Origin of the sequence: Aeromicrobium endophyticum, assembly GCF_003586285.1 — a bacterium.
Taxonomy (GTDB): domain Bacteria; phylum Actinomycetota; class Actinomycetes; order Propionibacteriales; family Nocardioidaceae; genus Aeromicrobium; species Aeromicrobium endophyticum.
Genome location: NZ_QUBR01000002.1, coordinates 1,224,005 through 1,247,085, shown reverse-complemented (window position 1 = coordinate 1,247,085; position 23,081 = coordinate 1,224,005). Strand labels below are relative to the sequence as shown.

At 69.7% G+C, this 23,081-nt stretch carries 21 protein-coding genes; 13 read left to right on the top strand and 8 right to left on the bottom strand.

Annotated elements, in window-relative coordinates; all coding sequences use genetic code 11:
- Nucleotides 1–41: 41 nt before the first annotated feature.
- Nucleotides 42–1,076: a LacI family DNA-binding transcriptional regulator gene (locus tag DX116_RS16585; RefSeq protein WP_119705304.1), complete on the bottom strand. Its 1,035-nt coding sequence runs from the start codon at nucleotides 1,074–1,076 to the stop codon at nucleotides 42–44.
- Nucleotides 1,077–1,176: 100 nt separating this feature from the next.
- Between DX116_RS16585 and DX116_RS16580 the strand changes: the two genes are divergently transcribed.
- Both DX116_RS16580 and DX116_RS16575 read left to right on the top strand, forming a co-directional pair.
- A complete protein-coding gene (locus DX116_RS16580; RefSeq protein ID WP_119705303.1) occupies nucleotides 1,177–2,190 on the top strand; it encodes a Gfo/Idh/MocA family oxidoreductase in 1,014 nt (337 codons plus the stop codon).
- Between the two features lies 1 nt (nucleotide 2,191).
- Nucleotides 2,192–2,980 (top strand): TIM barrel protein, encoded by a 789-nt coding sequence (locus DX116_RS16575; protein ID WP_119705302.1) that lies wholly within the window; start codon nucleotides 2,192–2,194, stop codon nucleotides 2,978–2,980.
- A 61-nt stretch (nucleotides 2,981–3,041) separates the two neighbouring features.
- On the opposite strand, the gene DX116_RS16570 is transcribed toward DX116_RS16575, so the two are convergent.
- Nucleotides 3,042–4,079, bottom strand: coding sequence for a LacI family DNA-binding transcriptional regulator (locus DX116_RS16570; RefSeq protein WP_119705301.1), 1,038 nt, complete (start codon nucleotides 4,077–4,079; stop codon nucleotides 3,042–3,044).
- A gap of 103 nt (nucleotides 4,080–4,182) precedes the next feature.
- On the opposite strand from DX116_RS16570, the gene DX116_RS16565 reads away from it, so the two are divergent.
- The 7 genes from DX116_RS16565 (at nucleotide 4,183) to DX116_RS16540 (ending at nucleotide 10,375) form a co-directional block, all read left to right on the top strand.
- Nucleotides 4,183–5,376 (top strand): phytanoyl-CoA dioxygenase family protein, encoded by a 1,194-nt coding sequence (locus DX116_RS16565; RefSeq protein ID WP_119705300.1) that lies wholly within the window; start codon nucleotides 4,183–4,185, stop codon nucleotides 5,374–5,376.
- Nucleotides 5,369–6,142 carry an SDR family oxidoreductase gene (locus DX116_RS16560; protein ID WP_199716107.1) on the top strand — a complete coding sequence of 258 codons (774 nt, stop codon included), beginning with the start codon at nucleotides 5,369–5,371 and terminating at the stop codon, nucleotides 6,140–6,142. Before DX116_RS16565 ends, DX116_RS16560 begins: the two co-directional genes overlap by 8 nt.
- 126 nt (nucleotides 6,143–6,268) lie before the next feature.
- On the top strand, nucleotides 6,269–6,847 hold the full coding sequence (locus DX116_RS16555) for an ATP-dependent Clp protease proteolytic subunit (RefSeq protein ID WP_119705299.1): 579 nt from the start codon (nucleotides 6,269–6,271) through the stop codon (nucleotides 6,845–6,847).
- Complete coding sequence (locus DX116_RS16550) at nucleotides 6,844–7,446, top strand: ATP-dependent Clp protease proteolytic subunit (protein ID WP_119705298.1); 603 nt, start codon at nucleotides 6,844–6,846, stop codon at nucleotides 7,444–7,446. The genes DX116_RS16555 and DX116_RS16550 overlap by 4 nt, the downstream gene beginning before the upstream one ends.
- A 150-nt stretch (nucleotides 7,447–7,596) precedes the next feature.
- Entirely contained in the window at nucleotides 7,597–8,868 is a 1,272-nt protein-coding gene (gene clpX, locus DX116_RS16545; RefSeq protein WP_119705297.1) for an ATP-dependent Clp protease ATP-binding subunit ClpX, read from the top strand.
- Between the two features lie 175 nt (nucleotides 8,869–9,043).
- The gene (locus DX116_RS20435; protein ID WP_267897699.1) at nucleotides 9,044–9,178 is read left to right on the top strand and encodes a hypothetical protein; all 135 of its coding nucleotides are present in this window, start codon (nucleotides 9,044–9,046) and stop codon (nucleotides 9,176–9,178) included.
- Between the two features lie 45 nt (nucleotides 9,179–9,223).
- Entirely contained in the window at nucleotides 9,224–10,375 is a 1,152-nt protein-coding gene (locus DX116_RS16540; protein ID WP_119705296.1) for a saccharopine dehydrogenase family protein, read from the top strand.
- 189 nt (nucleotides 10,376–10,564) lie between these two features.
- On the opposite strand, the gene valS is transcribed toward DX116_RS16540, so the two are convergent.
- Both valS and DX116_RS16530 read right to left on the bottom strand, forming a co-directional pair.
- Complete coding sequence (gene valS, locus DX116_RS16535; protein WP_233556842.1) at nucleotides 10,565–13,150, bottom strand: valine--tRNA ligase; 2,586 nt, start codon at nucleotides 13,148–13,150, stop codon at nucleotides 10,565–10,567.
- Nucleotides 13,151–13,211: 61 nt separating this feature from the next.
- Nucleotides 13,212–15,356, bottom strand: a complete 2,145-nt coding sequence (locus DX116_RS16530) for an MMPL family transporter (protein ID WP_119705294.1) — start codon at nucleotides 15,354–15,356, stop codon at nucleotides 13,212–13,214.
- A gap of 112 nt (nucleotides 15,357–15,468) precedes the next feature.
- Here DX116_RS16530 and DX116_RS16525 point away from each other — a divergent pair, with 112 nt between their 5' ends.
- The 4 genes from DX116_RS16525 to DX116_RS16510 are packed head-to-tail and all read left to right on the top strand — an operon-like array spanning nucleotide 15,469 to nucleotide 18,718.
- Entirely contained in the window at nucleotides 15,469–16,806 is a 1,338-nt protein-coding gene (locus DX116_RS16525; protein ID WP_119705293.1) for a bifunctional folylpolyglutamate synthase/dihydrofolate synthase, read from the top strand.
- Nucleotides 16,807–16,816: 10 nt separating this feature from the next.
- Entirely contained in the window at nucleotides 16,817–17,182 is a 366-nt protein-coding gene (locus DX116_RS16520) for a DUF4233 domain-containing protein (RefSeq protein ID WP_119705292.1), read from the top strand.
- Nucleotides 17,183–17,235: 53 nt separating this feature from the next.
- A complete protein-coding gene (locus tag DX116_RS16515; protein WP_119705696.1) occupies nucleotides 17,236–17,862 on the top strand; it encodes a metallophosphoesterase family protein in 627 nt (208 codons plus the stop codon).
- Nucleotide 17,863: 1 nt separating this feature from the next.
- On the top strand, nucleotides 17,864–18,718 hold the full coding sequence (locus DX116_RS16510; RefSeq protein WP_119705291.1) for a ParB N-terminal domain-containing protein: 855 nt from the start codon (nucleotides 17,864–17,866) through the stop codon (nucleotides 18,716–18,718).
- A gap of 71 nt (nucleotides 18,719–18,789) precedes the next feature.
- Here the strand turns inward: DX116_RS16510 and DX116_RS16505 are convergent, their stop codons facing one another.
- From DX116_RS16505 to DX116_RS16490, 4 genes are read right to left on the bottom strand one after another with little or no spacing between them, the layout of a single operon-like run.
- On the bottom strand, nucleotides 18,790–19,953 hold the full coding sequence (locus tag DX116_RS16505; protein ID WP_119705290.1) for an ABC transporter ATP-binding protein: 1,164 nt from the start codon (nucleotides 19,951–19,953) through the stop codon (nucleotides 18,790–18,792).
- 4 nt (nucleotides 19,954–19,957) lie between these two features.
- Entirely contained in the window at nucleotides 19,958–20,800 is an 843-nt protein-coding gene (locus DX116_RS16500; protein ID WP_119705289.1) for a carbohydrate ABC transporter permease, read from the bottom strand.
- A gap of 1 nt (nucleotide 20,801) precedes the next feature.
- On the bottom strand, nucleotides 20,802–21,749 hold the full coding sequence (locus tag DX116_RS16495; protein WP_119705288.1) for a carbohydrate ABC transporter permease: 948 nt from the start codon (nucleotides 21,747–21,749) through the stop codon (nucleotides 20,802–20,804).
- Complete coding sequence (locus DX116_RS16490) at nucleotides 21,746–23,059, bottom strand: extracellular solute-binding protein (RefSeq protein ID WP_119705287.1); 1,314 nt, start codon at nucleotides 23,057–23,059, stop codon at nucleotides 21,746–21,748. The genes DX116_RS16495 and DX116_RS16490 overlap by 4 nt, the downstream gene beginning before the upstream one ends.
- Nucleotides 23,060–23,081: the final 22 nt, after the last annotated feature.

The window sequence follows — 23,081 nt, the reverse complement described above, 5'->3', positions numbered from 1 at the left end:
GGCGAGCGCCCGAGTGGTGCAGAGCTGTCGGCCGAGGACTCTCAGTCCAACAGCTCTGTGCCACTCGCAGGGCCGGAGGTGCTGCGGGCGACGAGGTGGGGTGCCAGGACGACCTCGCGCGGATCGCCTCCGTCGAGCAGGTCGAGGGCCCCGTCGATCGCGGCCTCGGCCATCTCGGCGGCATTCTGCGAGATCGTCGACATCTGGGCGTGCGGCCCGACGGCCAGCCGCGAGTCGTCGTAGCCGACGACGGACACGTCGCCGGGGACGTCTACCTGCCGGCGCACCAGCAGGTCGAGCACGCCCGCGGCGCAGCGGTCGTTGAAGGCGACGACGGCGGAGGGACGCGCGGGGGCGTAGAGCAGGGCCTCGGCGGCACGTGAGCCGTCGTGCTCGGTGGGCCCGCCTGGGACGATCTGCGCCTGCGACGTGAGCCCGTGGCGCTCGACGGCGAGCGCGAAGCCGCGCCGGCGGTCGTCCGCACCGGGAGCATCGGCGCCGTCGACGTGCACGAGGCGGCGGTGGCCCAGCGACACGAGGTGGTCGACGGCCAGTCCCACCCCGCCGGCGTCGTCGCTGTGCACCGACGACACGCCGTCGACCTCGCTGCGCCGGGCCACCAGCAGCAGCGGGACGCGCTGCGCCGTGCTGGCGAGCACGGCGTCGTCCAGCGCGGAGCCCAGCAGCACCGCGACCTCGCACCGCTCGCGCAGCAGGGCCTGGATCGCGACGTCCTCGTCGCGCGTCGGCGCGACGGCGCTGATGGCGAGATCGTAGCCACGAGCGGCCGCAGCGCCGTAGAGGTGCTCGACGAGATCTCCGTGGAAGGCCTGCTGAAGGTCGAACGTGACGCCGATGAGTCGTGAGCTGGACTGGCGCAGCTTGCGGGCCCGCTCGTCCCGGACGTACCCCATGCCGTCGGCGACGGCCTGCACACGGGCGCGGGTGGCATCGCTGGCACCCGGCACCCCGCGCATCACGATCGAGACCAGGGCCGTCGAGACGCCGGCCTCACGGGCGACGTCGGCGAGGGTCGGCCGGGCCGTTCCCGCCCGCCTGCCGCCGGGTTGGGTCATGCGTCGTCCTCGTGTCGTGGTGGCGCATCGTGCTGGTTGACGACGCTCGTCGGGGAGTCTATCGTCGTCGATCTAGAACGTTCTAGTCGAGAGAAGTCCCATGATTCCCACCTCCGTCCGCATCGGCCTGATCGGTGCCGGCCGCATCGGCACCTCGCACGCCAACGTCATCGCCCGGCGCGTGCCCGAGGCGACCCTCGTCGCCGTGGCCGATCCACGCCCCGGCGTCGCCGCAGACCTCGCCGAGCCCTTGGGCGCCCGCGCCGAGACCTCCGTCGAGGCCGTCCTCGCTGCCGATGACGTCGACGCCGTGGTCATCGCAGCCTCGTCGGTCGCCCATGCCGACCTCATCGTCGCCGCGGCCGCAGCCGGCAAGCACGTCTTCAGCGAGAAGCCCGCCGGCATGACGCTCGACGAGATCGACGGCGCCCGTCGCGCCACGGCCGACGCGGGCGTCGCGTTCCAGGTCGGCTTCAACCGTCGCTTCGCCCGCGAGTTCGTCGAGGCGCACGACGCGATCGTCGCCGGCCGGCTCGGTACCGTCCGCCAGCTGCGCTCGCTGACCCGCGACCCGGGCCGGGGGCCGTCCGACCCCGACGTCGTCCCACCGTGGACGATCTTCACCCAGACCCTGATCCACGACTTCGACACGCTGAACTGGCTCAACCCCGGGGCGCAGGCGGTCGACGTCGTCGCGACGGCCGGCTCGCTGACGGCACCGGGCCACCCGACGCTGCTCGACCACGCCACGGTCGTCATCCGCTACGACAACGGCGCCATCGCGACCGCCGAGGCGAGCTTCGCCGCGACGTACGGCTACGACGTGCGCGGCGAGGTGCTGGGCTCGGAGGGCATGGTCACGATGGGTGACGGTGCGCAGTCGTCCCTGCGCCTGCACAACGCCGACGGGCGGCTCGCGGCGACGTCGCACAGCGACACCGATCTGCTGATCGACGCCTACACGGGCGAGCTCGCCGAGTTCGCGCAAGCCGTGCGCGACGGGCGCGCGCCGGCGGTGACGGGCGACGACGCCTTCGGTGCGTTCGCGATCGCCCAGGCGTGCATCGACTCGATGACGTCAGGCGCTCGCGCCTCTGTCGCGCAGGGAGTCTGACATGGCCTTCGACCTCGCGATCTGCTCCGAGATGGTCTACACCGACCTGCCGCACCTCGAGCGGGTCGAGCGCATCCATGCCGCCGGCTTCGCCAACGAGATCTGGGACTGGACCGCCAAGGACGCCGCCGCGCTCGTCGCGACCGGCGCCCGGTTCACGTCGATGACGGGCTACGTCAGCGGCGACCTGGTCACACCCCAGGGCGCCGACGACCTGCTGCGCACGGCCGAGCAGTCGATCCCCTTCGCGCAGGCGATCGGGTGCCCGTCGCTCAACCTGCACGGCACGGGCCTCGGCGAGGGCGGCATCCCCGTCCGTCCGGTCGAGGTCGTGACGGGGGACATGTGGCTGGCGGCGGCGCGCACCCTGTCGCGCGTCGCCGAGCTGGGTGCTCGGCACGGCGTGACCTTCGTGCTCGAGAACCTCAACACCGAGGTCGACCATCCCGGCACGCCGTTCGCGAGGGCCGCCGACACGCTCGCGCTGGTCGCAGCGGTCGACAGCCCGCACCTGAAGATGAACCTCGACCTCTACCACGCGCAGATCGGCGAGGGGAACCTCGTCGACCTGATCCGGCGGGCCGCTCCGCACATCGGCGAGGTGCAGGTCGCGGACGTCCCCGGACGCTGCGAGCCCGGCACGGGCGAGGTCAGGTGGCCGTTCGTGGCCCAGGCGCTGGCCGATGCGGGCTACGACGGTGTCGTGGCGATGGAGGCCTTCGCGATCGACCCCTCGGTCGAGGGCAGCGATCGCGCGCTTGAGGCCTTCCGCGCCGCCTTCACCCTCTGACGCTTCTCCTCAGCGGTGCCCGCGGGTTTCCCACGGCCTCGTGGGAGCCCGGATCGGGGCCTCAGCGGTGGGGGAGGAAGGCGCTGGGCTCGTTGTAGGGCGTGACGACCTGGATGTGCGACGGCAGCGAGTGGACGGGCCCGGGCAGCGCGCCGTGGGCCTGCATCACGACCCGGCACGCCCGCCGCATGTCGTCGCGCAGGTCGTGGTGCAGCACGGCCGACAGTCGGCGCGAGCGCAGGAGCCCCGCGTTGTCGGCGTCGAGGTCGTGCGCCACGAACGCCCGGCAGGTCCGTCCCGCGCGCCTGAACGCCTCGAGCGTCGCGACGTTGCCCCCGCCGATCGAGTAGACCGTGTCGATCGTCGCGTCGGCCTCGAGCGCCGCGGCGACGGAGTCGAGCATCGTCTCGTCCAGCCCGTCGGTCTCGGCGACCTCGTGCACGCGGCGGCCGGGAGCGAGCTCGGCCCAGGCGTCGCGGAAGCCCGCCCCCCGGTCGTCCTCGCCGCGGAACGCCGCACTGCTCAGGGTCGTGAGGGCCGCCCCGTGGCCGTCCGGCGTCCACTGCGACAGCAGGTAGGCGGCCGTCGCCCCCGCAGCGCGGTTGTCGATGCCGACGTAGGCGATGCGCCGACTGCTCGGCACGTCGGTCACGAGCGTCACGACCGGGATGCCGGCCTGCACCAGGTCGTCGACGGCTGCCACGACCGCGGGGTGGTCGGGTGCCTTCAGCACGACTCCCTGCGAGCCCCGCCGCGCGATGGTCGCGAGCGTCCGAACGACCTGGTCGGGGGAGCTGGCCTCCTGCAGGTGGAACCGCGCCCGGATCACGGCGGGTCGCAGGTGCGGCAGCTCGGCCTCGAGCGCCGACCGCACCGCCGACGAGAACCGTGCGGGCGCCTGCATCACGAGATCGACCAGGAACGTCCGTCCCGCCACCCGCACCTGGGACGCCTGACGGTCGAGCTCGGCGATCGCCTGCTCGACCTCCGCGACCGTCCCGGCGCGCACCCCGGGGCGCCGGTTGAGCACGCGGTCGATCGTCGCGAGGCTGAGCCCGGACTGCTGCGCGATCTCACGCATCCGGTAGGGGTGTGCCATACGTGCTCCGTGTCACGATGAGGTGTTCTTGAGGTGTTCGAGGTACCCGTCGAGCATACGTCTGGCACTAGCGTCGAGGCATGACCGCAACCCAGGAGGATGCATGACCGCCACGATCCACGGCACCGCCGGCCGGCCAGCGCGACTGCGCGAGTCCGACTGCCGCCTCGACGACTTCGAGTCCGTCGTGCAGACGTCCACCGACGTCGACGACTACCCGCACGCCGACCGTGTCGAGCAGGGCGTGCTGGTCTACGACTCGGCCGTCCTGCGCGCCGCCGCGTCGACGCCGGAGGAGGAGGTCGAGGTCGAGGGCGAGCTGGCACGGGCTCTCAGCGACGGGCCCGGCATCGTCGTGCTGAAGGGCGCCTTCGACGACACCTCGGTCGTCGACCGGGTCACCTCCGCCTTCGACGCGATCATCGACGACGAGCGGACGGCCGGCACCGCGCCGGGCGACCACTTCGCCAAGCCCGGCGCCAACAGCCGCGTCTGGAACGCGCTCGAGAAGCTCGCGGTGCGTGATCCGGAGGCCTTCGTCGACTACTACGCCAACGACGTCCTCGCGCTGGTCTCGCGGGCATGGCTCGGCCCCGGCTACCAGGTCACGTCGCAGGTCAACGTCGTGCGTCCTGGAGGCGTGGCCCAGGACCCTCACCGCGACTACCACCTGGGCTTCCTGTCCAACGAGGTCGTCGAGCGCTACCCGGCGCACGTCCACGTGCTGTCGCCGGTGCTGACGCTGCAGGGCGCCGTCGCGCACTCCGACATGCCGGTCGAGAGCGGACCCACGCTCTACCTGCCCCACTCGCACAAGTACGTCCCCGGCTACCTCGCGTGGCGCCTGCCGCAGTTCCGCGAGTACTTCGCCGAGCACCGCGTGCAGCTGCCGCTGGCGAAGGGCGATGCGGCGTTCTTCAACCCCGCCGTGTTCCACGGGGCGGGCGACAACGTCTCGACCGACGTCCAGCGCATGGCCAACCTGCTGCAGGTCTCGTCGGGCTTCGGGCGGGCCATGGAGTCGGTCGACCGGGCACGGATGGTCACCGCCGTCTACCCGGCGCTCGCCGCCCGCGCCGCTGCCGGCTGGACCGCCGAGGCGCTGGCCTGCGCCGTCGCCGCGACGGCGGAGGGCTACCCGTTCCCGACCAACCTCGACCGCGACCAGCCGATCGGCGGTCTCACACCGCTTTCGCAGGCCGACATCGTGCACCAGGCCCTGGCCGGAGCCTGGTCTCCCTCGCAGCTCGACGACGCGATCGACGCGTACGCGGGTCGGAGGAGCACCGATGGCTGAGCCGATGCTGGCCGGCAAGGTCGTGCTCGTCAGCGGAGGCACCCAAGGCGTGGGCGGCGCGGTCGCGCGGGCTGCCGTCGCCGAGGGCGCGACGGTCGTGGTGACCGGACGACGCGCGGACGTCGGCGAGGCCTTCGTCGGTGCGCTCGGGCCCGCCGCGAGCTTCGTTCCGTGCGACGTCGCCGACGTCGAGCAGGCGCGGGCCGCGGTCGCCACGACGATCCAGCGGCACGGACGCATCGACTGCCTGGTCAACGCCGCCGGCCTCACCAGCCGCGGCACGCTGCTCGACACGACGCCCGAGCTGTTCGACGAGCACGTCGCGGTCAACCTGCGGGGCCCGTTCTTCCTGATGCAGGCGGCCGTCGCCGACATGGTGGCTCGGGGTGCGGGCGGCACGATCGTCAACGTCCTGACGATGTCGTCGCACGGGGGACAGCCCTACCTCGCGCCCTACGTGGCGAGCAAGGCCGGCCTGGCGGGCCTGACCCGCAACGCGGCGCACGCCCACCGATGGGACCGCATCCGCATCAACGGGATCAACATCGGCTGGACCCAGACGGAGGGCGAGGACGCCGTGCAGCGCGAGTTCCACGACGCCGACGACTCATGGCTGGCGGAGGCCTCGGCGTCCCAGCCGATGGGACGGCTCGGCCAGGTCGACGACATGGCGGCGCTGGCCGTGCTGCTGCTGTCCAATCGCAGCGGCGTCGTGACGGGCTCGGTCATCGACTGGGACCAGCACGTCGTCGGCGCCTCCGACTGAGCAGGTCGGGCACGACGCGCGTATGCCATCAGCGAACAGCCGTGTTTTCGCGTGTGTTCGTCCCCGGTGCCGTCTAGGTTTGTGGACGTGAACACATCTGACAGCTCCAGCCCACTGTCGCCGAGGATGGCCGGCGAGGCCGGCCCCTCGGATCTCGACGGCCACATCTACCAGCGCCTGCTCAAGGAGCGCATCGTGTTCCTCGGGTCCGAGGTCCGCGACTCCAACTCCAACGCGATCGCCGCGCAGATGCTCCTGCTCAACGCCGAGGATCCGCAGGCCGACATCTACCTCTACATCAACTCGCCCGGCGGTTCCGTCGACGCCGGCATGGCGATCTACGACACGATGCAGTTCATCTCCAACGACGTCGCGACGTTCGGCATGGGCCTGGCAGCCTCCATGGGCCAGTTCCTGCTGGCGGCCGGCACGGCGGGCAAGCGCTACGCCCTGCCGCACGCGCGCATCATGATGCACCAGCCGTCCGGCGGCATCGGCGGCTCCGCCTCCGACATCAAGATCCAGGCCGAGCAGAGCATCCTGCTCAAGAAGCAGCTCAACCAGCTGCAGTCGTTTCACAGCGGCCAGACCGTCGAGCAGATCGAGCTCGACTCCGACCGCGACCGCTGGTTCACGCCCGACCAGGCCAAGGAGTACGGCCTGATCGACCACGTCGTCCGCAGCGCAGGAGAGGTTGTCCGATGAGCTACTACATCCCGCAGTGGGAAGAGCGCACGAGCTACGGCTTCCGTCGCATCGACCCCTACACCAAGCTCTTCGAGGACCGCATCATCATGCTGGGCACCCCGATCAGCGACGACGTCGCCAACGCGGTCATGGCGCAGCTCATGTCGCTGCAGGCCATGGACCCCGATCGCGACATCAGCATCTACATCAACAGCCCCGGTGGCTCGTTCACCGCGCTGACGGCGATCTACGACACGATCCGCTACATCAAGCCCGACGTGCAGACCCTGTGCCTGGGTCAGGCCGCCTCGGCCGCAGCGATCCTGCTGGCCGCCGGCACGCCCGGCAAGCGCCTGGCTCTGCCCAACAGCCGCATCCTGATCCACCAGCCCTACACCGAGGGCACCGGCGGACAGATCTCCGACCTCGAGATCCAGGCCAACGAGATCTTCCGCATGCGTGAGCTGATGGAGAAGATGATCTCCGACGCCACCGGCAAGCCGATCGAAGAGGTCAGCAAGGACGTCGACCGCGACAAGATCCTGACGGCCCAGCAGGCCGTCGAGTACGGACTCGTCGACGAGGTGCTCGACACGCTGAAGACCCCCGCCATCTGATCGCTCGGCAGGCAAGTTGCCGTCCGACATACGGCCGGTGACCGAGACGACGACGCTATTCGCCGCTACGGTGGAAGCACGTCATCTCGGTCACCCAGGCCCCGTCACCACAGCACTCCGGTAGCAGCTACCGGCACGAAAGGGACCCCCATGGCACGTATTGGTGAGACAGCCGATCTGCTCAAGTGCTCCTTCTGCGGCAAGAGCCAGAAGCAGGTCAAGAAGCTGATCGCCGGTCCCGGGGTCTACATCTGCGACGAGTGCATCGACCTGTGCAACGAGATCATCGAGGAAGAGCTCGCCGAGGGTGCCGAGCTGAGCCTGGGCGAGCTGCCCAAGCCGCACGAGATCTACGACTTCCTCAACGGCTACGTCATCGGTCAGGACGGCGCCAAGAAGTCGCTGGCCGTGGCGGTCTACAACCACTACAAGCGCGTCCAGGCCCAGGCGTCCAGCGGGCGCGGCAAGGACGACCAGGTCGAGCTGGCCAAGTCCAACATCCTCATGGTCGGCCCCACGGGCTGCGGCAAGACGTACCTCGCCCAGACGCTGGCGCGCATGCTCAACGTCCCGTTCGCGATCGCCGACGCCACGGCCCTGACCGAGGCCGGCTACGTCGGCGAGGACGTCGAGAACATCCTCCTCAAGCTCATCCAGGCCGCCGACTACGACGTCAAGAAGGCCGAGACGGGCATCATCTACATCGACGAGGTCGACAAGATCTCGCGCAAGAGCGAGAACCCGTCGATCACCCGCGACGTCTCCGGCGAGGGCGTGCAGCAGGCGCTCCTGAAGATCCTCGAGGGCACGACGGCCTCGGTGCCTCCGCAGGGCGGGCGCAAGCACCCGCACCAGGAGTTCATCCAGATCGACACCACCAACGTGCTGTTCATCGTCGGCGGCGCGTTCGCCGGTCTCGACCAGATCATCGAGCAGCGCAGCGGCAAGATGGCGCTGGGCTTCAGTGCGGCGCAGCAAGACATCGGGGCCAAGGCCGAGCCGCACAAGCTCTACTCCAAGGTGCTGCCCGAAGACCTGCTCAAGTTCGGCCTGATCCCTGAGTTCATCGGTCGTCTGCCGGTCATCGCCGCCGTCGACAACCTCGACAAGGACGCCCTCGTGGCGATCCTCACGCAGCCCCGCAACGCCCTCACCAAGCAGTACGTCCGCCTGTTCGAGATCGACGGTGTCGAGCTCGAGTTCAGCACGGACGCCAGCGAGGCGATGGCCGACCTGGCGCTGGCTCGCGGCACCGGCGCGCGCGGCCTCCGCTCGATCATCGAGTCGGTGCTCGAGCCCGTGATGTACGAGATCCCGAGCCGCGACGACGTGGCCAAGGTCATCGTCAACGCCGCGACCGTCGCCGGTCACGAGGGTCCGCAGATCCTGACCCACGACGAAGCGGCCAAGAAGGCGTCGTAGCCAGCCCGGCAACCGCCCTCGTCTGGGCAGCTTCGACAACCATGCGGCGGCCCGTGTCGGGCTGCGCATCATGGGCTACCGGCCCGGCCGGCGTCTCCGCCGGGCGCGGGTACCCGTCTTCGCCGGAATCTGCCTCCACGACACCGTCGCGCCGCCTCGCACGGCTCAGCGTCAGGTGCGACGTGCCCCCGACGCCGAGGTCGTCACCTACGCGACAGGCCACTTCGCGATCTACCGAGACCCGTGGTTCGAGCCGGCGGTGGCCGACCAGGTCGACTTCCTGAGGCGACGGGTGCTCGACCCGGGCTGATACTGGTCGCGCGCCGCCGTCGTTACCTGCCGGTAGGTTGGAGACATGACTTCCGTCGACATCGCCCTGCTCGGAGCCACCGGATTCACCGGTGGGCTCACCGCCGACTACCTCGGCACCCATCTGCCCGACGGGGCGACGTGGGCGATCGCCGGTCGCAACCAGGCCAAGCTCGAGGCCGTGGCCGAGCGCATCGACGCCCTCGGTGGCGTGCGCCCCGAGATCATCTCGGCCGAGACCGACAACGCCGACTCGATGGCGGCCCTCGCGGGCAGCACCCGTGTGCTCATCACGACGGTCGGGCCCTACGTGCAGCTCGGCGAGCCGGCGGTCAAGGCGGCCGCCGAGGCCGGCATCGCGTACGTCGACCTCACCGGCGAGCCGGAGTTCGTCGACGCGATGTGGCTCAAGTACCACGAGACCGCCCAGCGCACCGGCGCGCGTCTGGTCCACGCCTGCGGATTCGACTCGATCCCGTACGACCTGGGCGTGCTCTACACGGTCGAGCAGCTGCCGGCCGGCGTGCCGATCGACGTCAAGGGCTACATCCGCGCCGGCGGCACCGCGTCGGGCGGCACCTACCACTCGGCGATCGGTGCGTTCTCGCGACTTCGTCAGTCGGCCCGCACCGCCGCCGAGCGCAAGAAGCTCGAAGGGCGTCCCGAGGGGCGTCGCGTGCGGGGCGGCGGCTCGATCGGTCGGGGCGCGCAGGGCCGGGGCTGGGCGCTGCCGCTGCCCACGATCGATCCCCAGATCGTGCTGCGGTCGGCGCGCGCCCTCGAGCGCTACGGCCCCGATTTCAGCTACTCGCACTTCGCCCAGTTCAAGAAGCTGCCGATGCTGGCCGGCACGGTCGTCGGGGGAGCGGTGCTGATGGCCGGCGCGCAGCTGCCGCCCACGCGCTCGCTGCTGCTCAAGCTCAAGTCGCAGGGTGACGGCCCCGACGAGCAGAAGCGGGCGAAGTCGTGGTTCTCGCTGCGCCTGATCGGGGAGGCAGGTGGCACGACGGTCGTCACCGAGGTCGCGGGCGGCGATCCGGGCTACACCGAGACGGCCAAGATGCTCAGCGAGTCGGCCCTGTGCCTGGCCTTCGACGACCTGCCCGACGTCTCGGGTCAGACCACCACCGCGGTCGCGATGGGCGACGCCCTCATCACGCGGTTGCAGGCTGCCGGCATCACGTTCCGCACCCTCTGACCCCGCAAGGTCAGCTCGTCCGCCGGCGTCACCCTGTCGCCGAGTGGCGCAACCTCGTCGCCGAGTGGCGCAACCCCGTCGCCGACTGGCGCAACCCCGCCGCCGAGTGGCGCAACCCCGCGGGACACGCCGTCCCACTTTCGCAGGATTGCGCCACTCGCGGGTTGTGGGGGCAGGGCCCGGTGAGGGTCAGGCCGGTGGTGCGGGAGTCGCGACGACCGTGAAGCCGGTCGCGGCCTCGTCGGTCGTCAGGGTGGGCTCGGCGGCGACGCGTCCGGCGGCGCGGACGTCGTCGAAGGCCAGCGACAGCAGCGCCAGGTCGGCCGCGGTGCCGGTGATCGACAGCTCGCCGATCTCGGTCTTCTGGCTGACCTTGGCGACCGACTTGGCCCCGCGGATGTCGGCGAGAACGGTCGCCGCAGCAGCCAGCACACCGGGATCCTGCTCCGAGGTCGTCAGGTCGGTCGAGCCGCTGGGCCACGTGGCTCGGTGGATCGAGCCCTCCTGCCACCACGACCAGACCTCTTCGGTCACGTACGGCAGGAACGGCGCCAGCAGGCGCAGCTGCACCGACAGCGCCAGCACGAAGGTCGCCTTCGCCGACGCTCCACCGGCGTCGTCACGGCGCGCGCGCTCCTTGACCAGCTCGAGGTAGTCGTCGCAGAAGTCCCAGAAGAACTTCTCGGTCACCTCGAGGGCCGTCGCGTAGTCGTACGCCTCGAAGGCGGTGGTCGCCTCGTCGACGACGCCCCGCAGGCGGCTCAGCAGGGCCAGGTCGATCGCCTCGGTGACGCGGGCGGGGTCGAGGTGCGACGCGTCGGCGCCGAGCCCGTACTGCTCCTCGGCGGCGAGCACGAACTTGCTCGCGTTGAGCACCTTCATCGCGAGGCGGCGACCGACCTTCATCTGCGCCTCGTCGAACGGGGAGTCGGCACCAGGTCGGGCGCCGGCAGCACGCCAGCGGACGGCGTCGGCACCGTACGACTGCAGGATCTCGTCGGGGACGACGACATTGCCCTTGCTCTTGCTCATCTTCTTGCGGTCGGGGTCGACGACGAAGCCCGACAGCGCGGTGTGCGACCACGGGACGCTGCCGTGCTCGAGGTGGGAGCGGACGATCGTGGAGAACAGCCAGGTGCGGATGATGTCGTGACCCTGCGGTCGCAGGTCCATCGGGAAGGTCTTGGCGAACAGCTCGGGATCGCGCTCCCAGCCGCACACGATCTGCGGGGTCAGCGACGACGTGGCCCAGGTGTCGAGCACGTCGGGATCGGCCATGAACCCGCCGGGCTCACCGCGCTGCGAGTCGTCGAAGCCCGGAGGGGCCTGCGACGCGGGGTCGACCGGCAGGCTGGCCTCGTCGGCCAGGATCGGGTCGTCGTACACCGGCTCGCCGGCCTCGTCGAGGCGGTACCAGACCGGGAACGGGATGCCGAAGAAGCGCTGGCGTGAGACCAGCCAGTCGCCGTTGAGGCCGCCGATCCAGTTGGTCAGGCGCGACTGCATGTACGTCGGGACCCACTCGATCTCGTCGCCGCGCGCGATCAGCTCGGTGCGCAGGTCGGCGGAGCGTCCACCGTTGGCGATGTACCACTGGCGGGTCGAGACGATCTCGAGCGGCTTGTCGCCGCGCTCGTAGAAGTTGGCCATGCGCTGCGTCGGCTTGGGGTCGCCGTCGAGGTCTCCGGACTCCTTGAGCGCCGCGACGGTGAGCTCGCGGGCGGTGAACGTCGTCTTGCCGGCCAGGCTCGCGTACAGCTCGCGACCGGACTCGGTGGCGATCCACTCGGGGGCGTCGGGCAGGATGCGGCCGTCGCGACCGATGATCGTGCGGTTGGGCAGTTGCAGCTCACGCCACCAGATGACGTCGGTGAGGTCGCCGAAGGTGCAGCACATCACGATGCCCGAGCCCTTGTCGGGCTCGGCGGACGCGTGCGCGACGACCGGCACCTCGACCCCGAACAGCGGGGAGGTGACGGTCGAGCCGAACAGCGGCTGGTAGCGCTCGTCGTCGGGGTGGGCGATGAGGGCGACGCAGGCACCGATCAGCTCGGGGCGGGTCGTCTCGATGAAGATGGGCCCGTCGGCACCGTGGAAGGCCACCCGGTGGTAGGCGCCGGGGTACTCGCGCGCCTCGAGCTCGGCCTGCGCGACGGCGGTCTGGTACGTCACGTCCCAGAGCGTGGGGGCGTCCTGCTGGTACGCCTCGCCGCGGGCGACGTTGCGCAGGAACGCGCGCTGCGACACGACCTGCGAGTCGTCGCCGATCGTCGTGTACTGCTGCGACCAGTCGACGCTGAGGCCGAGCGTGCGCCACAGCTGCTCGAAGACCTTCTCGTCCTCCTCGACCAGCTGGTTGCACAGCTCGATGAAGTTGCGGCGGCTGATCGGCACCTGACGCTTGGCGTCGGGCTCGGCCGGCGGCGTGTAGTCGGCCTCGTACGGCAGGGTCGGGTCGCAGCGGACGCCGAAGAAGTTCTGCACGCGGCGCTCGGTCGGCAGGCCGTTGTCGTCCCAGCCCATCGGGTAGAAGACCTCCTTGCCGCGCATGCGCTGGTAGCGCGCGACGAGGTCGGTGTGGGTGTACGAGAACACGTGGCCGACGTGCAGCGAGCCCGAGACGGTCGGCGGCGGCGTGTCGATCGAGTAGATCTCGTCGCGCGACTTCGAGCGGTCGAAGGCGTATGTGCCCTGCTCGGCCCACCGGGCGGACCAGGTGGCCTCGAGACCTTCGAGGACGGGCTTTTCGGGGACGCCGCGCAGTTCGTTGCTCACGACAGTCAAGTCTATGGGGGCGACGCCTCGCCGCCCCCATAGCCCTGCAACCTCGGTGCAGCTACGCCTTGTGCGCCGGCTCGCCGGACACGTCGACCGGCTCGGCCGGGTGGGCGTCATCGGCGAGGTGCTCCGGCCCGTCGGTGCGCCACAGGGCGCTCGGCCACCAGATGTGTCGTCCGATGTCGAGGTTGAGCGCGGTCACGAGCACGGAGCGGACGATGATCGTGTCGAGCAGGACGCCCACCGCGACCACGAAGCCGAGCTCGGCGAGGAACACGATCGGCAGCGTCGCCAGCGCCGTGAACGTGCCGGCGAGGACGAAGCCGGCCGAGGTGATGACGCCGCCCGTCGCGGCCAGCCCGATCAGCGCGCCCCTGCGGGTGCCGTGCTTGAGCGACTCCTCGCGCACCCTCGTCATCAAGAAAATGTTGTAGTCGATGCCGAGGGCGACGAGGAACACGAAGGCGAACAGCGGGAACGACGAGTCGGCACCCTCGAAGCCGAACACGTGGCGGAACACCAGGGCGCTGATGCCGACCGCCGCCGCGAACGACACCACGACCGTCACGAGCAGGACCAGCGGTGCCGCGATCGAGCGCAGCAGCAGGCCGAGGATCAGCAGCACCACCACGAGGATCACCGGGATGATGAGCTTGTTGTCGGCGCTGGACGCGGCCTGGACGTCCTTGTTGACCGCCGTGTTGCCGCCGACGATCGCATCGGCTCCGTCGACGGCGTGCACGGCGTCGCGTACCCGGTCGATCGTGTCGAACGCCGCGTCGGAGTCGGGCGCCGAGGTCAACGTGCCCTCGAGGTAGGCCACCGGGCTGCCGGCCGGGCTCTTGACCGCCACGGATGCGGGGTCGATGCCCCCGGCGGAAGCGAACGCCTTCTGCACCTCGGGGGCCTTGTCGCCCTTCGCGATGATCGCGACGGGCGAGCCGGCGCCGCCGGGGAAGTGCGCGGCGAGCTTCTTCTCGGCCACGACCGACGGCTGCTCCTTGGTGAAGCTGTCCTCGTTGGACAGGCCGGTCGCATTGAGCTGCAGGATGCCGAACGACAGACCCACCAGGACGAGCGTCGTGACGACCCAGACGGCGCGTGGGGCCCTCGTGATGCGCTGGCCGACCTTGGCCCACACACCGGTGTCGCTCTTGATCGGGTCGCCGAACCGCGGCACGAACGGCCAGAAGATCCAGCGGCCGAAGATCACGAGCAGAGCGGGAAGCGTGACCAGCATCGTCAGCAGTGCGACCGCGATCCCGGCGGCGCCGACTGGGCCGAGACTGCTGGTCGAGTTCATCTGTGCGAGCGTCAGGCACAGCAGGCCGATGATCACGGTCGCTCCGCTGGCCAGGATCGCGGGAGCGGCGCGGTGAAGCGCGTGAGCCATGGCCTCGTGCCGATCCTCGTACCGGTGCAGCTCCTCTCGGTAGCGCGCCACGAGGAGGAGGGCGTAGTCCACGCCGGCCCCCAGCACCAGGACGCTGAGGATGCCGGCGCTCTGGCCGTTGACCGTGAGGTCGGCGTACTTGGCCAACAGGTAGACGATCCCCTGCGCTGGCAGCACGGCGCCGAGCACGCCGGCCAGGAGGAACAGGATGGCCAGCTGCAGGCTGCGGTAGGTGATCAAGAGGATCACGAACACGATGCCGACGGCCGAGAACAGCAGGATGCCGTCGATGCCCGAGAACGCCTCGGCCTGGTCGGCGCCCAGGGCGGCCGGGCCGGCCAGGCTGACCTCCAGGCCGTCGTTGCCGCGATCGGCGATCTTGGTGATGTCGTCGACCCGGTCGGGCAGCGCCTCCCACCCGTCGCTGTTGATCGTGATGGTGGCGATGACCTGCAGAGCCTCGCCGTCCTTCGACGGGAACGGCCCGAGGACGGTGGAAACGTCCTTGACCCCCTTGAGGTCGGCGGCGTCGGCGGTGGCCTTGGCCCGGTCGGCCGGCGTCGTGCCCCCGTCGCGCTCGTACAGCACGACGGCCGGGATGTCGTCGGGGTTGGCGAAGGCCTTCGACTGCTGGATGACCTTGGTCGACTCGGCATCGCCGGGAAGCCACGAGGCGACGTCGTTGTCCTGCACGCTGGTGAGCTTGGAGCCCAGCATGATGCCCACGCCCACGATGAAGACCAGCGAGAGCAGGAGCACGACCCACTTGGCCCAGCGGTGGGCGATCCACCCTGCGATGCTGCGGTTCACGGTGTCTCCTCGGGGGGTGTGTTCTAGTTAGGAACACTATGGCGGAACCAGGCGACGTTGAGAACAGGTGGCGACCCTGACTCGTCCCTGACCTGCTGCGATACTGGGACGGATGACACCCACGTACGCGGAGGTCGAGCGCGCGCTCCTCGGCCGCTGGCCCGAGTCCCGCCTCGAGCCCTCCCTCGACCGGATCGCCGCGATCTGCCGGCTCCTCGGCGACCCGCAGGACGCCTATGCGGTCGTCCACCTGACCGGCACCAACGGCAAGACGTCGACGAGCCGCATGATCGACACCTTGCTGCGGGCCCTCGACCTGCGCACCGGACGGTTCACCAGCCCGCACCTGCAGTCGATGACCGAGCGCATCTCGCTCGACGGCGTCCCGCTCACCGAGGCGCAGTTCGTCGACGCCTTCGCCGACGTCGCGGCCTACGCCCAGATCGTCGACGACTCGTCGCAGCACCCGCTGTCGTACTTCGAGATGATGGTCGCGATGGCCTACGCGGCCTTCGCCGACGCCCCGATCGACGTCGCCGTGGTCGAGGTCGGCATGGGTGGCTCGTGGGACGCGACCAACGTCGCCACCGGCCAGGTCGCGGTCGTCACGCCGATCGGCGTCGACCACGCGGCCTACCTGGGCGACCAGCCCGAGATCATCGCGGTCGAGAAGTCCGGCATCATCAAGCCCGGCTCGCACGCCGTGCTGGCCGAGCAGTCGCCCGAGGTCATGGACGTGCTGATGCGTCGCACGGTCGACGTCGGCGCGATCGCGCTGCGCGAGGGCATCGACTTCGGCGTCAACGACCGCGTCACGGCGCTCGGCGGTCAGCAGATCAGCCTGCAGGGCCTCTCCGGCGCGTACGACGAGATCTTCCTGCCGCTGCACGGCGCCCACCAGGCACACAACGCCGCGTACGCGCTGGCCGCGGTCGAGGCGTTCACCGGCAGCAAGCAGCTCGACCCCGACCTCGTCCGCGGCGCCTTCGCGCAGGTCACGTCGCCCGGCCGGCTCGAGGTCGTCCGGCGCAGCCCCACGGTGCTGCTCGACGCGGCGCACAACCCGCACGGTGCCGAGGCCACGATCCAGGCCGTGCAGGACGCCTTCTCGTTCAGCCCCCTGATCGGCGTCGTCGGCGTCATGGCCGACAAGGACGTCGAGGAGATGCTGCGCATCTTCGAGCCCGTCATGGCCGAGATCGTCATCACCCAGAACAGCACCGACCGCGCGATGCCGGCCGACGAGCTGGCCGAGATCGCCGGCGACATCTTCGGCGACGAGCGTGTCGTCCTGGTGCCGCGGCTCGACGACGCGCTCGAGCGGGCTGTCGCGATGGCCGATGGTGGCGAGGGCGGCGACGACGCGATCGGCAGCGGCGGCGTGCTCGTCACCGGCTCGGTCGTCACGGTCGGCGAGGCGCGCGTGCTGTTGGGCGGCACCGTCGCATGAGGGGGCTCGCATGAGGGGCATGTGCGCGGCGATGCTCACGCTGCAGGCCATCATCCTCGGCCTGTCCGTGCCGGTGCTGATCTCCGTCGAGGACGTCGACAAGACGCTGGCGCTGACCCTGGGTCTCGGGCTGGCCGTGCTGTGCGTCGTGGTCGCCGGCTCGCTGCGCCGTCCCCAGGCCTACTGGATCGGACACGCGATCCAGGTCGCCACGATCGCCCTGGGCCTGCTGGCGCCCGCGATGTTCTTCGTCGGCGCGATGTTCGCTGCCCTGTGGTTCGGAGCCTTCTTCCTGGGGCGCCGCATCGAGGACGACAAGGCCCGGTGGGCTCGTGAGGCTGCCGAGGCCGAGCAGGCCGGCACCGACGACGTCTGATCAGTCACTCGCGAGGGGTGTCGCCGCCGGCCGCCGACGGTAGTGTCGGTCGCATGGTCAGGGTGCTGGCGGTCGCGGACGAAGAGGTCGCCGCGATGCCCGCACGGGCGCGAGACCTCCAGGTCGACCTCGTGCTGGCGGCGGGCGACCTGCCGTGGGACTACCTCGAGACCCTCGGCGACCTGATCGGTGCGCCCGCGGCGTTCGTCCCGGGCAACCACGACCCGCGCATCTCGCGGACGTCCACGGGTCCGCGAGGTTTCGTCGCCGCCGACGAGCACGCGGTCACCGTCGGCGGTCTGCGAGTCGCGGGCCTCGGAGGATGCGTCCGCTACAACGGTGGCGACCACCAGTACACGCAGAAGCAGTACGACCGGCGGGCGCGGACGTTGCTCAAGCGGGCGGCCGACCAGCCGGTCGACGTGCTGCTCACGCACGCCCCTCCGCTGGGCCTCGGCGACGACGACGATCCCAGCCACCTCGGCATCTCGGCCCTGCACGGCGTCCTCGAGGCGTTGCGTCCCACGTGGCACCTGCACGGCCACATCCACCCGTTCGGGATGCACAAGGCCGACCGCCAGGTGGGTCCCACCACGGTGCGCAACGTGATCCCGTGGCAGGTCATCGACATCGAGCCCCGCGCGTCCGTCGTGACCGCGGCCGCGCACGAGGAAGTCTGAGATGGTCAGCAGCTCGGGTTCGCCCCGCGTCGACGCCGAGAGCGACTTCATGCGTGCCAGGCGTCACCAGGTGCTGTCGAGCCTGGCAGCCCGCCTCACCGGCGGCACCGAGGACGTCGTGCAGTCGATGTCGTTCGACGAGGTCGTCGACGCCCTCGGCCGACGTGGCGAGCACTACGTCGGCACCAAGGTCATCCCGCTCGACGCCATCGTGGGCTCGGTCGACAAGGTGCGCGACTTCGACCGCCGGTTCAGGCCCACCTCGGCCGTCAGCCGGCAGCGGTGGGAGCGGCTGGCCCGCGCCAGCCGCACCGGCGAGGTCATCCCGCCGATCGACGTCTACCAGATCGGTGACTACTACTTCGTGCGCGACGGGCACCACCGCGTCTCGGTGGCCCGCAGCCTGCGGGTGACCCTCATCGAGGCGCGGGTGACGGCCATCGAGACCTTCCTCGCGCCCGTCGGCATCGAGGCGCGTGCTGCGCTCGAGCTCAAGTTCTGGCGCCGGCTGATGCTGCAGCGCGTCCCGTTCACGGGCGAGGCGCGGGCCGCGGTGGCTGTCGACGAGCCGTCGATGTACGGCGAGATCGCCGAGGCGGCCGAGGCCTGGGCGACGCGCACGATGCACGCCGAGGGTGCCTACATGGACCGCGACACCATGGCGGCGCGCTGGTACGCCGAGGAGTTCCGCCCGGTGGTCGACATGATCGAGGAGGCCGGTGTCCGCGGCGACGACGAGCGTCCTGCCGAGGCCTACGTGCGGGTCGCCTGCGAGCGCTACCGACTGATCCGCGAGCACGAGTGGAACGCCGAGGTGCTCGAAGCCGTCAAGAAGGGCAAGAAGAAGCGCACCTAGCCCAGAGATGCGGAGAAGCGGACCGAACCCCGGTGAGGATTCGGTCCGCTTCTCCGCATCTGTGGGCGGGTCTAGAGCCCGACGGTCAGGTTGTCGCCGCTGGCCGGGTCGAACAGGTGCATCTTGTCGGTGTCGATGAACAGCGTCGTGTCGCTGTCCTCGGCGGCCGAGCTGGCGGCGTCGAGCGAGACGACCAGCTGCGTGCGCAGCGAGTCGCTGTCGGACTCGCGGGCCAGCTCCTTGAGCTGGTCCTGCACCTTGGCCTCGGCCTCGTAGGGCACGTAGGCGTACTGCTGGTCGCCGAGCCACTCGCGGACGTCGATGTGCGCCGCGAACGTGCGCGTGGAGTCGAGCTTGCCCTCCTCGATGACCGAGACGTCCTCGAAGTGCTCGGGACGGATGCCGGCCATGAGCAGGCCCTTGCCCTCGGTCTTGGCGGCCTTGTCGGCCGGCAGCGGGAACGTGCCGAACGGCAGCGTGACCTCGCCGTTCTCGACCGTCGCAGGTAGGAAGTTCATGGGCGGCGAACCGATGAAGCCGGCGACGAAGAGGTTGACGGGCTGCTCGTAGAGCTCGCGCGGGGTGGCCAGCTGCTGCAGGATGCCGCGCTTCATGACGGCGACGCGGTCACCGAGGGTCATGGCCTCGGTCTGGTCGTGCGTGACGTAGACCGTCGTGATGCCGAGCTTCTTCTGCAGGCGGGCGATCTCGGTGCGCATCTGGCCGCGCAGCTTGGCGTCGAGGTTGGACAGCGGCTCGTCGAACAAGAAGGCCTTGGCGTCGCGGACGATCGCGCGTCCCATCGCGACGCGCTGGCGCTGGCCGCCCGAGAGGTTGGCCGGCTTGCGCTCGAGGTGCTCGTCGAGGTCGAGCGTCTTGCTCGCCTCGCGCACCTTGGCGTCGATGTCCTTGTCCTTCCACTTGGCCAGGCGCAGCGGGAACGCGATGTTCTCGTAGACCGTCAGGTGCGGGTAGAGGGCGTAGTTCTGGAAGACCATCGACAGGTTGCGGTCGCGGGGAGCCAGGTCGTTGACCCGCTCGCCGCCGATCAGCATGTCGCCCGAGGTGATGTCCTCGAGGCCGACGATCATGCGCAGGAGCGTGGACTTCCCGCAGCCCGAGGGTCCGACGAGGATCAGGAACTCCCCGTCGGCGACGTCGATGCTGACGTCGTTGACGGCCGGGAACCCGTCGCCGTACTTCTTGACGATGTTCTTCATCTCGATGGTGGCCATGTGATCAACCCTTCACTGCACCGGCGGTCAGGCCGGCGACGATCTTGCGCTGGAAGAACAGGACGAGGACGACGATCGGGATCGTCGCGACGACGGCGCCCGCCGCCAGGACCGATGCCGGTCGGCTGAACGGGTCGTCGCCCACGAAGAACGACAGCGCCGCCGGGATGGGACGAGCTTTGTCGGTCGACGTCAGGGAGATGCCGAAGACGAAGTCGTTCCAGGCGAAGAAGAACGTCAGGATCGCCGCGGTGAAGACGCCGGGGGCCGCGAGCGGCACGATGACCTTGCGGAACGCCTGCCACGACGTGGCGCCGTCGACCTGCGCGGCCTGCTCCATCTCCCACGGGATCTCGCGGAAGAAGGCCGAGAGCGTCCAGATCGCGAGCGGCAGCGTGAACGACATGTACGGGATGATCAGACCGGGCCAGGTGTTGTAGATGCCGAGCGTGCGCCACATGTCGAACAACGGGCCGACCAGCGAGACGACGGGGAACATCGCGATCACCAGGGCCGTCGTGAGCACGAACTTCTTGCCCCTGAACTCCAGCCGCGCGATGGCATAGGCCGCGAGCGTCGCGAGGATGACCGAGAGCAGCGTCGCGATCAACGAGATGCCGATGGAGTTGATGATCGACTGGCGGAACTGGTCGTCCTTGAGCACCTTGGTGTAGTTGGCCCACCCCGCGCCGCCCCCGCTGGACGGGAAGAAGCCGGGAGAGCCGTTGGTGACGGCCTCCTGCGACTTGAACGACAGCGAGACGATCCACGCGACCGGCAGGAGGCACCAGATCAGGATCAGGGCGCAGCCGAGGATGGTGCCGAGATTGCCCTTGAGGTTCTTCATGTCAGCCCTCCTGCCGTGCGTCGGCCAGATTGACCCTGAACAGCTTGACGATGATGAAGGCCACCACCAGCACCGACAGGAACAGCAGCACCGAGAGTGCCGAGCCGATGCCCAGCTGGAACTGCTCGATGACCTGCCGGTAGGTCAGGAACGAGATTGACTCGGTGCCGTTGGCGCCTGCGGTCATCACGAAGATGTTGTCGAAGATGCGGTAGGCGTCGAGCGCGCGGAACAGCACCGCGACCATGATCGCCGCCCGCATGTTGGGCAGGATCACCTTGTAGAGCCGCTGCCACCACGTTGCGCCGTCGACCTTGGCGGCCTCGAGCATGTCTTCCGACACCTGGGCCAGACCGGCGAGTAGCAGCAGCGACATGAACGGGGTGGTCTTCCAGATCTCGGAGGCCATGATCGCGATCATCGACGAGTGGTACTGGCCGAACCAGTTGAAGTCGTCGCCCACGAACGGCAGCCAGCTGTTGACGAAGCCGTTGGTGTTGGAGAACGCGAACTGCCATGCGAAGCCCGAGACCACGGTGATGACGCCGTAGGGGATCAGGATCGAGGTGCGGATGACACCGCGGGCGAAGATCACCTTGTGCATGACCATCGCGAAGGCGAAGCCGATGACGAGCTCGAACGCGACCGTGATGATCATGATCATCACGGTGTTGCCGGTGTCCTTCCAGAACAGTGAGTCGGTCAACGCCGTGACGTAGTTGTCGAGCCCGATGAACTTGCGGTCGTCCGGAGCGGTCAGCGAGTAGCTGAACAGCGACAGGTAGAGCGCACGCAGCATCGGGAACGCGGTGACCAGAAGCATCAGCGCCAGCGGCAGCGCGACCAGCTTGAGTGCCAGACGGTTCTCGGAGCGGGACCGGTCGGAGGTCGGCGCCTTGGCCTTCTTGCCCTTGCCGGCCTTGGCCTCGTTGGCGATCGCGGATGTCATAGCAGGGCCTTTCCGCTCAGGACAGCCTTGAGGAAGGCGGCCGACTTGGCGGGCGTCGACGGCCCGACGGACGTCGGCGAGTGCCAGCGGGACTGGATGGCGCTGGATATCTGGCTGTAGAACGCGCTCTTGGGGCGGGGGCCGCCGGAGTCGACGCTGTCGCTCCACAGGGCGAGCAGGTCGGCCGGGTAGGCCTTCTTGAGCTCGTCCGAGTCGTACACCGACTTGCGTGACGGCATCAGGCCCTCGTTGACGGCCAGGTCGCTCTGGGCCTTCGCGCTCGTCACGCAGACCGCGGCCTGCTTGGCGAAGTCAGGGTGCTTGGAGTACGCGCCGACGCCGATGTCGATGCCGCCGATCGGGGGCTTGGACTCCTCGCCCTGGACGGTCTGCGGGTAGCGCGCGTAGCCGAGGTCTTCGAGGCCTGCCTTGTCGGCGGGACCGCCGGGCTTGCCGACCAGACCCTCGTAGTTCTTGTAGACGAAGGTCCAGTTGGTCATGAACTCGCCGGCGCCCTTGTCCGGGAACATCTGCCCGAGGCTCGTGCCCTCGTTGGACGTGGTGAAGTCGGCCTGCTTGGCGCCGGACTTCGCCAGCTTCTCGATGACCGCGGCGGCGTCCTCGCCGGCCTTGGAGTCGATCGTGACCTTCGCGTCGCGGCCGGACTCGACGGTGTCGGGGTCGAGGATGTTGCCGCCGGCGCCCTGGATGAGCGAGTTGATCCACACGACGTAGGCCTCGTACTTGTTGGCCTGCACGCCGACGGTGCCGTCGTTGTCGGCCGCGGCGTCGATGACCTGGTCCCACGTGACGGGCTGGGTCATGTCGAGACCTGCCGCCTGGGCCAGCGACTTGCGGTACCAGAGCACCTGCGTGTTGGCCCACTGCGGCGCGGCGACGACCTTGTCGTCCCAGGTGACCGTCTCGGCTGAACCCTTGAGCACGTCGTCGTCGAGCACCTTGTCCTTGAGCTCGCCCTCGAACGGCAGCAGCCACTTGGCGTTGGCGAACTCGGGCACGAACACCGGGTCGAGGCTCATGAGGTCGGTCGAGCTGTCCTTGGCCGCCAGGCGCCGCGCGAGCTGCGTGCGCTGGTCGGTCGCGCTGGACGGCAGCAGCTGGATCTTGATCGTGTAGTCGTCGGTGCTGCAGCTCTTGGCCAGCGCGTTGAGCGTGTCCTGCCCGTCCGGGTTGATGTACCAGTTGAGCGTCGGCTTGCCGCCGTCACCGCCACAGGCTGTCAGGACGCCCAAGGACAACGCTGCCGCTGCCAGGCCGGCGGCGGCCCTACGGGCACGTCGTGCGGTCATGTCTCCCCCTACCGGACCCTGG